The organism is Streptomyces sp. NPDC012637 (genome assembly GCF_042954805.1).
Taxonomy (GTDB): Bacteria; Actinomycetota; Actinomycetes; order Streptomycetales; family Streptomycetaceae; genus Streptomyces.
Genome location: NZ_JBIBDS010000009.1, coordinates 369,268 through 381,914 on the forward strand (window position 1 = coordinate 369,268; position 12,647 = coordinate 381,914).

Genomic DNA, 12,647 nt, shown 5'->3' on the forward strand with positions numbered 1-12,647 from the left:
CAGTGGAATTGGGAGCCGTCAGAGTGTGCGGCGATGACCACACACGGGAAACCCACCGACCGACCGGAGTCCTGAATGTCCACGCTGCGCGTCACCGCCGAGACCCTGACCGTCCACGACCATCCCAACGCCGACGCGCTCGAACTCGCGCAGGTCGGCCTCTACCGGGCGGTCGTCGCGAAGGGCAGTTACCGGACGGGCGACGTGGCGGTCTACATTCCGGAACAGGCCGTGCTGCCCGCCGCGCTCGTCGAGGAGCTGGGGCTGACCGGCCGGCTCGCCGGGAAGGCCTCGGACCGGGTCAAGGCGGTACGGCTGCGAGGGGAGTTGTCGCAGGGACTGGTGTGCCGGCCGAAGGCGCTCGACGGGGTGGACCTGAAGCAGGCGGCGGAGGACGGCACGGACTTCGCGGAGCTGCTCGGGATCACGAAGTGGGCGCCGCCGATCCCGCCGACGATGAGCGGGGACGTGGAGGCGGCGCCGGATCTGCTGCCGTGGGTGGACATCGAGAACCTGCACCGCTTCCCGGACGTCTTCGAGCCGGGCGAGCCGGTGGTCCTCACCGAGAAGCTGCACGGCACGGCCTGCCTCGTCACCTATCTCGCCGAGGAGGACCGGACCGTCGTCTCGTCCAAGGGCTTCGGCGCGAAGGGCCTGGCGCTGAAGGAGGACCCGCGCAACCTGTACTGGCGCGCCGTCCACGGCCACGGCCTGTCCGCCGTCGCGGCCCGGCTCGCCGCCCGCCTCGGCGCCCGGCGCGTCGGCCTGTTCGGCGAGGTGTACGGCGCTGGGGTGCAGGACCTGGCGTACGGGGCGAACGCCCGCGCCGAGGAGGGTGTCGGCTTCGCGCTGTTCGACCTGTCCGCCGAGATCGACGGGCAGGTGCGGTGGCTGGATCCGGCCGAGGTGCTCGAGCCGGGCGAACTGCCGCTCGTACCACGGCTGTTCACCGGCCCGTACGACCTCGACACCGTCCTCGTCCTCGCGAGCGGCCGGGAGACGGTGTCCGGGAGTGAGCTGCACCTGCGCGAGGGCGTGGTGATCCGCCCGGTGACCGAGCGGTACAGCCCGGTCGTCGGCGGACGCGCGATAGCGAAGGCGGTCAGCCCGGCCTATCTGACCCGCAAGGGCGGCACCGAGTACGAGTGACGCCCGCCTGCCGAGCCGAACAGGGGCCCGCCCACGGGGGTGGCGGGCCCCTGTTCCTATGCCTCCCGCCGTTCGGGCAGCAGGCGCGAGCCGGTGAGCCGCTCGCCGAACACGTCGTCGGGGTTGGACAGCACGCAGTTCTCGAGGGAGAGACAGCCGCAGCCGATGCAGTCGCTCAGGTGGTCCCGCAGCCGGCCGAGCTGCTTGATCCGCTCGTCCAGCTCGGCCCGCCAGGTCCCCGACAGCCGGGCCCAGTCCTCGCGGGTCGGGGTGCGCTCCTCGGGGAGCTGCGCGAGTGCGTCGCGGACGGTGGCGAGCGGGATGCCGACCCGCTGGGCGGCGCGGATGAAGGCGACCCTGCGCAGGGTGTCGCGACCGTAGCGGCGCTGGTTCCCGCTCGTACGGCGGCTGGTGATCAGGCCCTTCGCCTCGTAGAAGTGCAGGGCCGAGACGGCCGCCCCGCTGCGCGCGGACAGCTGGCCGACGGTCAGTTCGTGGATCTTCTCGGGAATCTGCGGCACTCGTCCGAGCCTACGTGAGGGGGCCTGTTCCGTTGACAGGAGACCTCTCGCCGCACATGCTGAGCAAGCGCTTAGACACTTCCACCTGAGAGGGAGCGGGAACATGGCCGAGCCGAGGATCTTCACGTCCGCCGACGAGCTGCGCGCCGGGGTCGGCGAGCAGCTGGGGCACAGCGAGTGGCTGGAGATCGAGCAGAAGCGGATCGACCAGTTCGCCGAGGCCACGGGCGACCACCAGTGGATCCACGTCGACCCGGAGCGCGCCGCGGCCGGCCCGTTCGGGAGGACGATCGCCCACGGCTATCTGACGCTCTCCCTGCTGCCGACCCTGGTGCCGCAGATCATGCGGGTCGAGGGCATGAAGATGGGCCTCAACTACGGCACGAACAAGGTCCGCTTCCCCGCTCCCGCGCCGGTCGGCTCGCGGCTGCGCGCCACCGCCGTCCTCACCGAGGTGACGGAGGCCGGGGGCGGGGTGCAGGTCACGGCGACGGTGACCGTCGAGCGCGAGGGCGGCGACAAGCCGGTCTGCGTCGCGGAGTCGGTCTCCCGCTACTACTTCTGAGCGCCGACCATCCGCAGCACGAGGTCGGCGTAGAGCGCGCCGACCTCGTCGGCGGTGTGGCGGCCCTGGGTGTTGAACCAGCGCGAGACGTCGATGCAGAGGGAGAGCACCGCGACCGTGGTGCCGGCCACGTCAGGGACGTCGAACTCCCCCGCCGCCACGCCCTCGTTGAGGATCCGCCGCACGGTCGCCTCCGACTCGCGGCGCAGCGCCACGATCTCGGTGCGGTGCTCGGGGCCGAGGGCGTCGAGCTCGTACTGCACGACCCGGGCGGTGGTGTGCCGCTCGGCGTGCCAGCGGACGAAGGAGCGGACGGCGTCCGCGAGCCGCTCGGCCGCCGGGCCCGGACCGTCGGCGGAGGCCCGCAGGATCTCCAGGGCCCTGTCGTGGCCGATCCGGCTGATCCGGTGGAGCAGCTCTTCCTTGGTCTTGTAGTGGATGTAGAGCGCGGCCGGGCTCATGCCGGCCCGGCCCGCGATGTCCCGGGTCGTGGTGGCGTGGTAGCCGCGCTCGGCGAACGCGTCGACGGCCGCGACCAGCAGGCGCCGGGCGGCTTCGGGCGTCACCTCGCCCCACGGCATGTCCTCGCCGCCGGGCGTCTCCTCCGCCGCGCTCATCGCACACTCCTCCTCGGGCCGTCAGGGACGAACACCATACAACGCCGGTGAGCAAGCGCTTAGAGATTGCGGGTGCCGAGCTCCTGCCGGTCACGGACGACCTTGGCCAGGGTGAAGGCGGAGGTGGTGAGGTAGAGGACCGCCACCGCGAGGAAGGCGCGGACCCAGGCGCTGGCGTCGAGCTTGTAGATCCCGACGGTCACGGCCAGGAGGGCGAGGCCGAAGGAGACGACCGCCTGCACGTAGTAGGCGGCGGTGTTCTGCTGCTGTTTGACGAGTGGGTCGCTCATGCGGGACAGCATCGGGCGGATGTGGCCCCCGCCACATCCGCCCTCGTACTCAGCGGGTACTCAGAACGCCGAGACGCCCGTCAGCGCCCGGCCGATGATGAGCTTCTGGATCTGGCTGGTGCCCTCGTACAGCGTCATGACGCGGGCGTCCCGGAGCAGCTTGCCGACCGGGTACTCGTCGATGTAGCCGTACCCGCCGAAGACCTGCAGGGCGTTGTTCGCCGCGCGCACGGCGGCCTCGGAGGCGTACAGCTTGGCCTTGGACGCGGCGGTGGCGAAGTCCCGGCCGCGGTCGACGAGGTCGGCGACCCGCCAGGTGAGCAGCCGGGCCGCGTCGACGTCGACGGCGATGTCGCTGATCAGCTCCTGGACGAGCTGGTACGAGGCGATGGGCTTGCCGAACTGCTCGCGCTCCCCCGCGTACCGCACCGCCGCGTCGAGGGCGGCCTGGGCGATGCCGACACAGCCGGCCGCGACCGACATCCGGCCCTTGGCCAGGGCGGACATGGCGACGGAGAAGCCCTTGCCCTCCGGGCCGAGCATCGCGCTCGCCGGCACGCGGACGCCTTCCAGGACCAGCTCGGCGGTGGCCTGGCCGCGCAGGCCGAGCTTGCCGTGGAGGGCGCGGCGGGTCAGGCCGGGGGTGTCGGCGGGGACGAGGAAGGCGGAGACGCCCTTGTGGCCGGGCGCGGCGCCGGTGCGGGCGAAGAGCAGCACGACGTCGGCCCAGGTGCCGTTGGTGATGAACGTCTTGCCGCCGTCGATCACGTACGTGTCGCCGTCGCGGACCGCCCGGGTGGCGAGGTTCCCGGCGTCGGAGCCGGTGCCGGGCTCGGTGAGGCCGAAGCAGCCGACGGCCTCACCGGAGGCGAGCCGGGGCAGCCAGGTGCGCTTCTGCTCCTCGTCGCCCCAGGAGGCGATGGTCTTGGCGACGAGGCCGAGCGAGACGGAGACGATGCCGCGGACCGAGGAGTCGCCGCGGCCGAGCTCTTCGGTGACGAGGCAGTAGGACAGGTGGTCGCCGCCGGACCCGCCGTGCTCCTCGGGGATCGTCAGGCCGAGGAAGCCGACGGCACCGAGCTTCTTCACGATCGCCCGGTCGACGTTCTCGGCGCGGTCCCACGCGACGACGTGCGGGGCGACCTCGCGCGCGACAAAGTCCCGTGCGAGCTGCCGTACGGCCTCCTGCTCCTCGCTGAGCTCCAGGTTCATCGCGCCGCCTTCCGCCGCCGACCGGCGGCCGCCGGAACCGGCCCGCCCACGACAGGCCGCCGTCCCGGCTTGACCGCCCCACTTTAATTACCACTGCTAGTTTTCTTGCTCCCGCCTACTATGTGCGCCATGGCCCGCCCGCGCAAGCCCCTCCTCAGCCGAGACCGCATCGTCGAGACGGCGGGAGCACTCGTGGACGCCGAGGGGCTCGCCGCCCTCTCCACCCGGCGCCTCGCTGCCGAACTGGGCGTCAGCGGCCCCTCGCTCTACAACCACTTCCGGACCAAGGACGAGATCCTGGACGCGGTCGCGGACGGGGTCAGCGCCAAGGTCGACCTGTCGATGTTCGCTCCGGACGACTCCCGCGACTGGCGCACCGCCCTGCACGACTGGGCCGTCTCCTACCGCGCCGCGCTCACCGACCACCCGAACCTCGTACCGCTGCTCGCCCAGGGCCCGGGCCGCCGCCCGGCCGGCCTCAAGGTCGCCGACGCGGTCTTCGGCGCGATGGTCCGGGCCGGCTGGCCACCGGCCCAGGCCACCCGCATCGGCGCCCTGATGCGCTACTTCATCACCGGCTCCGCGCTCGGCTCCTTCGCCCGTGGCTTCGTCGACGACGAGACCGCGTACGACCCGGCCGACTATCCGCACCTCGGCCAGGCCCACCTGCTCGCGGAGCGCCGCGAACAGGTCGACGAGAGCGCGTTCGAGACGGGACTGCGGGCACTGCTCGACGGGCTCGCGATGCAGTACGAGGCGGGGGTCCAGGACACTTCGGCCACGACCGAAGCGTGAGTGCGGCACCCTGACGGCATGGCTCCCAAAGACCTCGCCGCGCTCGCCGCCCTGTTCGCCGACGAGACCCGCGCCGCCTTCCTGCTCGCCCTGCTCGACGGGCGGGCCTGGACCGCCGGGGAGCTGGCCCGGCACGCGCGGGTGGCGCCGTCCACCGCGAGCGAGCACCTGGGGAAGCTCGTCGCCGGCGGGGTGCTCACCGAGGAGCGGCAGGGCAGGCACCGTTACGTACGGCTCGCCGACCCCGGGATCGCGCACCTCGTCGAGGACCTGGCCGCCCGCGCCGAGCCGGCCGTGCCCGAGGCGCCGCGGAACCTGCGGGCCGCGAGCGCCGGGCAGGCCATGGCACGCGGGCGGACCTGTTACGACCACCTCGCCGGGAGGCTCGGCATCGCGATCACCGATGCGATGACCGCACGCGGACTGCTGCGCCAGGACACCGGGTTCGCGCTCACCGACGGCGGCCTGGCCTGGTTCGAGGGCCTGGGCGTCCCGCTCGTACCGGGGAAGGGGCGGCGGCCCTTCGCACGCGGCTGCCTCGACTGGACCGAGCGCAGGCCGCACCTCGCGGGGCTCGCGGGCGCGGCTCTGTGCAGGCACGCGCTGGACGCGGGCTGGTGCGTACGGATCGGCTCGGAACGGGCGGTGAAGGTGACGCCGGACGGGGAACGGGCGCTGCACGCGGCGCTCGGCATCGAGCCGACGGCACTCCGGTGACCCGACCCGGCGCCTCGCGTGGTGGAGCGGTGGCTTGGCCCGGCGCCCGCCGTGGTGGTGGCCCGGCGTCCGCCGTGGTGGTGCGGCGGCTTGGCCCGGCGCCTCGCGTGGTGGTGCGGCGGCTTGGCCCGGCGCCTCGCGTGGTGGTGCGGCGGCCCGGCCCGGCGTCCGCGATATTGCGGTGACCGCCGAACGGTCCGCGCCCTACGGTCGTGCCATGCCGAACCAGCCGACCTCCGCCGCCTCGTCCGCTTCCTCCTCGAGTTCCTCCTCCGGCTCTTCCCCCGCTTCTCCCGCCTCCTCCGCCTCTCCCGCCCCCTCCGGTGCTTCTGTCGGTCCGCCGGGCGCGCCCAGCCGTACCTCGCGCCTCGCGCTCGCCGCGGCGGCCGTCACCGTCGTCCTGTGGGCATCCGCCTTCGTCTCCATCCGCAGCGCGGGTGCCGCCTACTCCCCCGGCGCCCTCGCCCTCGGCCGGCTCCTCGCGGGCGCCCTGGTCCTCGGCGCCGTCCTGCTGGTACGGCGCGAGGGCCTGCCGCCGCGGGCCGCCTGGCCCGGGATCGTGACGTCCGGGCTGCTGTGGTTCGGGGTCTACATGGTGGTCCTGAACTGGGGCGAGCAGGAGGTCGACGCGGGTACGGCCGCGATGGTCGTGAACATCGGCCCGATCCTGATCGCCCTGCTCGGCGCCCGGTTCCTCAAGGAGTCCCTGCCGCCGCGGCTGCTGGCCGGCATGGCGGTGTCCTTCGCCGGCGCCGTCGCGGTCGGCCTGTCGATGTCGGCCGGTTCCGGCGAGGGGCACGCCTCGGTGCTCGGCGTGGTGCTGTGCCTGCTCGCCGCCGTCGCGTACGCGGGTGGCGTCGTCTCCCAGAAGCCGGCGCTCGCCCACGCCAGCGCGCTCCAGGTGACGACCTTCGGCTGCGCGATCGGGGCGGTGGCCTGTCTGCCGTTCGCCGGGCAGCTGGTCGAGGAGGCGGGCCGGGCACCGCTGTCGGCGACGCTCAACATGGTCTACCTCGGCGTGTTCCCGACCGCGCTGGCCTTCACCACCTGGGCCTACGCCCTGGCCCGTACGACCGCGGGGCGGATGGGCGCGACGACCTACGCCGTGCCGGCCCTGGTGGTCCTGATGGCCTGGGTGCTCCTCGGCGAGCTGCCGGGACTGCTCACGCTCGGCGGCGGCGCGCTGTGCCTGGCGGGAGTGGCGGTGTCCCGGTCCCGGCCGCGGACCGTCACGAAGCCCGCCGCCGGTACCGAGTAGCCCCCCGCCCGTCGCCGAGCGACCGCTGCCGTCACCCGGCAGATGGTGGGCAGCAGGCGGTCGGGATCAGGCGCGGTCGGGATCAGACGGTCGGGCAGGCGGTCGGGCAGGCGGTCAGGATCAGTCGGGCGGAAGCGGGCGGTCGGAAGCGGGCGGTCGGAAGCGGGCGGTCAGAAGACGACGAGCGCCCGGCCGCCCCTGCCCGCGAGCATGTTCTCGAAGGCGCCCGGGATGCCCTCCAGGGTGATCCGTTCGGTGACCAGGGCGCCCAGGTCGAGGCGGCCGGCCCGGATGTGCTCGGCCAGGACCGGGAGGTCCTTCACCGGGTCGGAGTTGCCGTAGACGCAGCCGGACAGGGTGCGGCCCCAGTGGAAGATCTCCAGGGCGTTGAAGGTGACCTGCTGGTCCTTGCCGCCGATGCCGACGACCGTGGTGCGGCCGCCGCGCCGGGTGGCCTCCCAGGCCGTGCGGATGGTGGTCGCACGGCCGACGCACTCGACGGAGACGTCGGCACCGTGGCCTCCGGTCAGCCGCCGGATCTCCTTGGCGGTGGTCTCGGAGGCGAGGACGTAGTCGGTGGCTCCGGCGGCCCGGGCCAGGGCCTCCTTCTCGGGCGAGACGTCGACCGCGACGACCGTCGAGGCGCCGGCGATCCGCGCGGCCTGGAGGGTGGCGAGGCCGACGCCGCCGACGCCGAAGACGGCGACGGACTCGCCGGCCCGCACCCGCGCGGAGTGGTGGACGGCGCCCCAGCCGGTGAGGACGGCGCAGCCGAGCAGGGCGGCGTCGGTGAGCGGTACGCCGTCGGGGACGGGCAGCACGCAGTTGCCCGCGACGACGGTCTCCTCGGCGAAGGCGGCCACGTTGAGCCCGGGGTGGAGCTCGGTCCCGTCCTCGGTGCGGGCGTACACGTTCGCGGCGCCGGTCAGCGCGTTCGCGCAGAGCCACACCTCGCCGAGTCCGCAGTGGTGGCAGGCGCCGCAGGACGGCGCCCAGTTGAGGACGACGCCGTCGCCGGGGGCGACGTGGGTGACTCCCTCGCCGACGGAGACGACCGTGCCGGCGCCCTCGTGGCCGAGGACGGCGGGGACCGGCACCCGCATGGTGCCGTTGGACAGCGACAGGTCGGAGTGGCAGACGCCTGCGGCGGCGAGGCGGACCCTGACCTGCCCGGGACCGGGCTCGGGCAGCTGGATGCCGGTGATCTCCAGAGGAGAGCCGACGGCGGGCAGGACGGCGGCGCGGATCACGCGTGGGGCTCCTTCTGTGCGGACGACGCGGGGTACGGCGCTGGGAACGGCGGCGCTCAGAACTGCAGGGACCTGGTCTGGAGGTACTCGGCGAGGCCGTGCGTGCCGAGCTCGCGGCCCACGCCGGACTGCTTCCAGCCGCCGAACGGGGCCAGCGGGTTGAAACGGCCGCCGTTGATGTCGACCTGACCGGTCTCCATCCGGCGGGCGAAGGCGACGGCCTCGTCCGGGTCGCCCCACACGGCGCCGGCGAGCCCGTACACGGTGCCGTTGGCGATGGCGAGGGCGTCGGCCTCGTCCTCGTAGCGGATGATCGAGACGACCGGGCCGAAGATCTCCTCCTGGGCGATGGTCATGTCCGGGGTGACGTCGGCGAAGACGGTCGGGGAGACGTAGTAGCCGGTGTCGCGCGGGGCGTCGGGGCCGCCGGCGACGAGCCGGGCGCCTTCCGCGAGGCCCTTCTCGATGTAGCCGCGGACCCGGTCGCGCTGCCGGGCGTTGACGAGCGGGCCGACGCGTTCGCCGGGAACGTACTTGGCGACGGCCGCGGCGGCCAGCCCGACCGCCTCCTCGTACTGGTCGGCGTGCACCAGCATCCGGGTCCAGGCGCTGCACGTCTGGCCGGAGTTGGACATGACGTTGGCGACGCCGACGGCGACGGCCCTGCCGAGGTCGGCGCTCGGCAGGATCACGTTGGCGGACTTGCCGCCGAGTTCGAGGGCGACACGCTTGACGGCGCCGCCGGCGAGCGCGCCGATCTTCCTGCCGACGGCGGTGGAGCCGGTGAAGGAGACCAGGTCGACGCCGGGGTGCTCGGCGAGGGCCTGCCCGGCGACCGTGCCGAGGCCGGTGACCAGGTTGAAGACGCCGGCCGGGACGCCTGCCTCGTGGACGGCCTCGGCGAACAGCTGGGCGGTGAGCGGGGTGTCCTCGGCGGGCTTGAGGACGATCGTGCAGCCGGCGGCGAGGGCCGGGGCGACCTTGGCGACGATCTGGTGGAGCGGGTAGTTCCAGGGCGTGATCGCGGCGACCACGCCGACCGGCTCGGAGTAGACGGTGGAGTTGCCGACCTTCTCCTCGAAGGGGTGGGTGGCGGCGAGTTCGGCGTACGAGCCGGCCACGGCGATCGGCAGTTTGGTGTGCACGGCGGCGGCGAGCTGCGGCGGGGCGCCGAGCTCGGTGGTGACCGTGGCGGCGATCTCCTCGGCCCGGGCGGCGAGCGCGTCGCGCAGGGCGGCGAGCCGGGCGGCCCGCTCGGCGGGCGGCGTGGCGGCCCAGCCGGGGAGGGCGGCGCGGGCGGCGCGCACGGCGGCGTCGACGTCCTCGGCGGTGCCGGCCGGGACCCGGGCGACGACCTGTTCGGTGGCCGGGTCGACCACGGGAACGGTCTCCGTGGAGGCGGCGGGGCGCCACTCCCCGCCGATGTACATCGCGTCGTGGGCCTTCATCCGCTGTCTCTCCTCGCGTGTCGGGCACGGGTGTGCGTGCGCGGCCGGCGGTGCGCCCGCCGGAGACCGGCCGGCCGCCGGGCGGTGCGTGTCCTGGCGAACCGGCGGGCGCACCGGGCGGTGCGTGTCACCGGCGGACCGTCGGCCGGTGGACACCGCCGGCCGGCGGTGTGCCGGGCGGTCGTTCGGGGTCGCCCGGGCTACTCGCCGGTACCCCAAACTAGCGCTGTTAGTTTTCTGGCGCCAGAGGGGCCCGGAACGACTACCCCACGGTCACCTCGTCGGCCACCTCGTGGGCCACCGCCCGATCGTCGCGCCCCGCGGCCCGCCCTGTCCACGACCCGCACGGCAGCGGCCCGCCGCTGCGGACCGGTGGCCGGTCCCGAGCGGCGCGGGCTGCTCGCCCGGGCGCTCGCGGCGCGGGCGACGTCGCTGGGGCTCGCGGGCCGGTTCGGGGAGGCGGGTCGGGTGACGGAGGGGGCGCTGCCGCACGCGGAGGCGTACGGGGACCACCAGTTGCCGGCCTCGGTCCTGTCGGTGCTGCGCGAGACGGCGCGGCGGGCCGGCCGGCGGCGGGAGGCGATCGCGACGGGTCGGCCGGCGGCGGGAGGCGATCGCGACGGGTCGGCGGGCACTCGCCCCGGCGGAACGCTCGGGGGATCCGACGGCGACGGTCTTCGAGAGGGCCCATCTCGCGGAACTGCACCTCCGGTCGAGGAGCCGGACGAGGCGCGCGAGACGGCGGCGACGGCCGTGCGGGACGCGGAGTCCGAGGCCGCGTGGAGCAGCCCGTACGCGCTGGTGGTCCTGGCCGGCATGCGAATACGGACGGCGGAACCGGGCGCGGCGGCCCTTCTGGAACCGGCGGAACGTTCCGCCCGGGCTCAGGGCGACCATCAGGCGCAGTACGAGGTGCGGTCGGTCCGTGCCGAACTCGCCGTACGGGATGGCCGCCCGGAGGAGGCGCTCGCGCTGCTCGCGGGGCACCGGGCGTTTCCTTCGGATCACCTCGCCGACCGGATGAATACGGCGGCGACGCCCGCTTCGGAGTCCGGTCCGGCAGCAACGACTCGTCGCCGATCCGGCGGAAAACCCCCGATGGCCGCTCCAGGCTCCTACTGGAAGCGGGAGACGAAGCGTCGTTGCCAGGGTGTCTCCACGGCGCGTGACGCGTAATGCCTGCGGACGTAGGCGACCGCCTCGTGACTGGGCACACCGTCCAGCACGGCGATGCAGGCCAGGGCCGTGCCGGTGCGTCCGCGTCCACCGCCACACGCGATCTCGACGCGCTCGTGTTCGGCGCGCGTCCACGCCTCGCGCAGTGCGTCAGCGGCTGCCGCGCGGTCGGACGGCAGCCAGAAGTCCGGCCAGCGAAGCCATCGAGCCTCCCACGCGACGGAGGGCGGCTCGTGTCCCAGTAGATAGAGCGCGAAGGTGGGCAACGGCCCTGGTGGAAGGGGTCGACTGAGCCCTCGACCACGAACGAGCCGACCCGAGGGAAGTCGTAGTACACCCGCGCCCGCGGGCTCCCAGGCTGTGATCACACGACGAGCCTAGCTAGGTGTGTCGTTCGGCGGATAAGGGTCGGACAGGCCGCGGCGTCTGGCGCATGGGGCCTCCCCAGGCCCGCAGGCCTAGCCACTTCCTTCGGATCATCCGATCGTTATACGGAAGCGGGGTGGCCGGTGGCGTGATCACCGGCAGGTGATCGACGCGATCGCGTTCAAGCACCGCACCGGGACACCGTGGATGGACCTGCCCGAGCACTTCGGCTCGTGGAAGGGTGCCCACAACCGGCTGCGGAAGTGGGCTGCCGACGGGACCTGGATAAGGTTTTCACCACGCTGCTCGCCCGGACCGATGCGGAGGGCGACCTCGACTGGGTCGTCTCGGTCGATTCCACGATCGTCCGGGCTCATCAGCACGCTGCCGGGTCGCCGTGGTGCCGGGCGTCGTACGCCCGGCGTCCGTGGCGGGGGCCCGTCAGATCTCCCGGTCGACACCTGTGAGGTGGGCGAAGACCACGATGTTGGAGGCGTAGCCCTCCTTCGGGTCGAAGGTTCCGCCGCAGGTGAGGACGCGGAGTTCGGGGCGTTCGGTGGCCCCGTACACCTCGTCGCTCGGAAAGGCCGACTTGGCGTACGTACGGACCCGGTCGACCGTGAAGACGGCGACGCGTCCGTCGGCACGGGCGACCCGGATGGTGTTGCCGGGGTTGAGCGAGTTGAGGTTGATGAAGATCGCCGGTCCGGTGCGGGTGTCGCGGTGGCCGACGACGACGGCGGTGCCCCGTTCTCCGGGGGAGACGCCGCTGGCGTACCAGCCGACGACCCGCGGGTTGTCGACGGGCGGGGTGGCGAGGCTCCCGGCACGGTCGAGGCCGAGTCCGACGACGGGCGCCTCGATGGTGATCGCGGGGACGGCGAGGGTGGTGGGCCGGGAGCGGCCCAGGGGCGCGGGCGGCCGCTGGGGCTTCGGCGCGGCGGTCGCGCCACGGGCCCCCGACCCGGCGGCGGCCGGGGCGGCGCCCGGGTGCCCGGACGCCCCCTTTCCGTTGCCGCCGGGGCTTCCGTCGCCGTCCGCCGTCACGCCGTGCGCCGCGGGTCCGGCGGCGAGCGCCGGGCCGGCCGGTTCCTCACCCTGGGCCCACCAGACGCCGCCGACGACCAGGGTGACGGTCACGGCGACGGTTCTGGCGAGCCGGAGGAGCCTGCGCTGGCGCCGAGTGGTGCGCCTGCGCCGGGCGGACCCGCGCGGGTGGGACCTGCGCGGGCTCCGCCCGGACGGCGGCGGGGCCGGGGCCCGGCCGGCCGGGGCCGCCGCGC

General features: G+C 74.0%; 12 protein-coding genes and 2 pseudogenes. 6 read left to right on the forward strand and 8 right to left on the reverse strand.

From position 1 onward, the window contains the following. Positions 1–75 precede the first annotated feature (75 nt). Entirely contained in the window at positions 76–1,149 is a 1,074-nt protein-coding gene (locus ACFY8W_RS32460) for an RNA ligase (ATP) (protein ID WP_391113087.1), read from the forward strand. Between the two features lie 56 nt (positions 1,150–1,205). Here ACFY8W_RS32460 and soxR read toward each other — a convergent pair whose 3' ends face one another. Then, positions 1,206–1,670 (reverse strand): redox-sensitive transcriptional activator SoxR, encoded by a 465-nt coding sequence (gene soxR / locus ACFY8W_RS32465; RefSeq protein ID WP_391113089.1) that lies wholly within the window; start codon positions 1,668–1,670, stop codon positions 1,206–1,208. A 103-nt stretch (positions 1,671–1,773) separates the two neighbouring features. Between soxR and ACFY8W_RS32470 the strand changes: the two genes are divergently transcribed. Continuing rightward, the gene (locus ACFY8W_RS32470) at positions 1,774–2,235 is read left to right on the forward strand and encodes a MaoC/PaaZ C-terminal domain-containing protein (RefSeq protein ID WP_391113091.1); all 462 of its coding nucleotides are present in this window, start codon (positions 1,774–1,776) and stop codon (positions 2,233–2,235) included. Here ACFY8W_RS32470 and ACFY8W_RS32475 read toward each other — a convergent pair. The 3 genes and pseudogenes from ACFY8W_RS32475 to ACFY8W_RS32485 all read right to left on the reverse strand — a co-directional run bounded on the left by ACFY8W_RS32475 (position 2,226) and on the right by ACFY8W_RS32485 (position 4,354). Next, the gene (locus tag ACFY8W_RS32475) at positions 2,226–2,852 is read right to left on the reverse strand and encodes a TetR family transcriptional regulator (protein WP_391113093.1); all 627 of its coding nucleotides are present in this window, start codon (positions 2,850–2,852) and stop codon (positions 2,226–2,228) included. The genes ACFY8W_RS32470 and ACFY8W_RS32475 overlap by 10 nt on opposite strands. 74 nt (positions 2,853–2,926) lie before the next feature. Next, positions 2,927–3,142: pseudogene (locus tag ACFY8W_RS32480) on the reverse strand (YiaA/YiaB family inner membrane protein); the annotation flags it as partial. A 60-nt stretch (positions 3,143–3,202) separates the two neighbouring features. Further along, positions 3,203–4,354, reverse strand: coding sequence for an acyl-CoA dehydrogenase family protein (locus tag ACFY8W_RS32485; RefSeq protein WP_391113095.1), 1,152 nt, complete (start codon positions 4,352–4,354; stop codon positions 3,203–3,205). A gap of 120 nt (positions 4,355–4,474) precedes the next feature. Between ACFY8W_RS32485 and ACFY8W_RS32490 the strand changes: the two genes are divergently transcribed. The 3 genes from ACFY8W_RS32490 to ACFY8W_RS32500 all read left to right on the forward strand — a co-directional run bounded on the left by ACFY8W_RS32490 (position 4,475) and on the right by ACFY8W_RS32500 (position 7,124). Continuing rightward, complete coding sequence (locus ACFY8W_RS32490; protein ID WP_391113387.1) at positions 4,475–5,149, forward strand: TetR/AcrR family transcriptional regulator C-terminal domain-containing protein; 675 nt, start codon at positions 4,475–4,477, stop codon at positions 5,147–5,149. Between the two features lie 18 nt (positions 5,150–5,167). After that, a complete protein-coding gene (locus ACFY8W_RS32495) occupies positions 5,168–5,866 on the forward strand; it encodes a helix-turn-helix domain-containing protein (protein ID WP_391113097.1) in 699 nt (232 codons plus the stop codon). A gap of 217 nt (positions 5,867–6,083) precedes the next feature. Next, a complete protein-coding gene (locus tag ACFY8W_RS32500; protein ID WP_391113099.1) occupies positions 6,084–7,124 on the forward strand; it encodes an EamA family transporter in 1,041 nt (346 codons plus the stop codon). 170 nt (positions 7,125–7,294) lie between these two features. Here ACFY8W_RS32500 and ACFY8W_RS32505 read toward each other — a convergent pair whose 3' ends face one another. The 3 genes from ACFY8W_RS32505 to ACFY8W_RS32515 all read right to left on the reverse strand — a co-directional run bounded on the left by ACFY8W_RS32505 (position 7,295) and on the right by ACFY8W_RS32515 (position 11,366). Next, entirely contained in the window at positions 7,295–8,374 is a 1,080-nt protein-coding gene (locus tag ACFY8W_RS32505; RefSeq protein WP_391113100.1) for a zinc-binding dehydrogenase, read from the reverse strand. 56 nt (positions 8,375–8,430) lie between these two features. Then, positions 8,431–9,822: an aldehyde dehydrogenase family protein gene (locus ACFY8W_RS32510; RefSeq protein WP_391113102.1), complete on the reverse strand. Its 1,392-nt coding sequence runs from the start codon at positions 9,820–9,822 to the stop codon at positions 8,431–8,433. A gap of 1,115 nt (positions 9,823–10,937) precedes the next feature. Then, positions 10,938–11,366: a protein-tyrosine phosphatase family protein gene (locus ACFY8W_RS32515; protein ID WP_391113104.1), complete on the reverse strand. Its 429-nt coding sequence runs from the start codon at positions 11,364–11,366 to the stop codon at positions 10,938–10,940. A 121-nt stretch (positions 11,367–11,487) separates the two neighbouring features. On the opposite strand from ACFY8W_RS32515, the pseudogene ACFY8W_RS32520 reads away from it, so the two are divergent. Beyond that, positions 11,488–11,643: pseudogene (locus ACFY8W_RS32520) on the forward strand (transposase); the annotation flags it as partial. Between the two features lie 162 nt (positions 11,644–11,805). Here ACFY8W_RS32520 and ACFY8W_RS32525 read toward each other — a convergent pair. After that, complete coding sequence (locus ACFY8W_RS32525; RefSeq protein ID WP_391113106.1) at positions 11,806–12,504, reverse strand: class F sortase; 699 nt, start codon at positions 12,502–12,504, stop codon at positions 11,806–11,808. Positions 12,505–12,647: the final 143 nt, after the last annotated feature.

Bases quoted from the DNA above. Each gene is read 5' to 3' on its own strand.
- ACFY8W_RS32460 (WP_391113087.1), top strand. From the start codon at position 76: ATGTCCACGCTGCGCGTCACCGCCGAGACCCTGACCGTCCACGACCAT.
- ACFY8W_RS32470 (WP_391113091.1), top strand. From the start codon at position 1,774: ATGGCCGAGCCGAGGATCTTCACGTCCGCCGACGAGCTGCGCGCCGGG.
- ACFY8W_RS32475 (WP_391113093.1), bottom strand. From the start codon at position 2,852: ATGAGCGCGGCGGAGGAGACGCCCGGCGGCGAGGACATGCCGTGGGGC.
- ACFY8W_RS32485 (WP_391113095.1), bottom strand. From the start codon at position 4,354: ATGAACCTGGAGCTCAGCGAGGAGCAGGAGGCCGTACGGCAGCTCGCA.
- ACFY8W_RS32490 (WP_391113387.1), top strand. From the start codon at position 4,475: ATGTGCGCCATGGCCCGCCCGCGCAAGCCCCTCCTCAGCCGAGACCGC.
- ACFY8W_RS32495 (WP_391113097.1), top strand. From the start codon at position 5,168: ATGGCTCCCAAAGACCTCGCCGCGCTCGCCGCCCTGTTCGCCGACGAG.
- ACFY8W_RS32500 (WP_391113099.1), top strand. From the start codon at position 6,084: ATGCCGAACCAGCCGACCTCCGCCGCCTCGTCCGCTTCCTCCTCGAGT.
- ACFY8W_RS32510 (WP_391113102.1), bottom strand. From the start codon at position 9,822: ATGAAGGCCCACGACGCGATGTACATCGGCGGGGAGTGGCGCCCCGCC.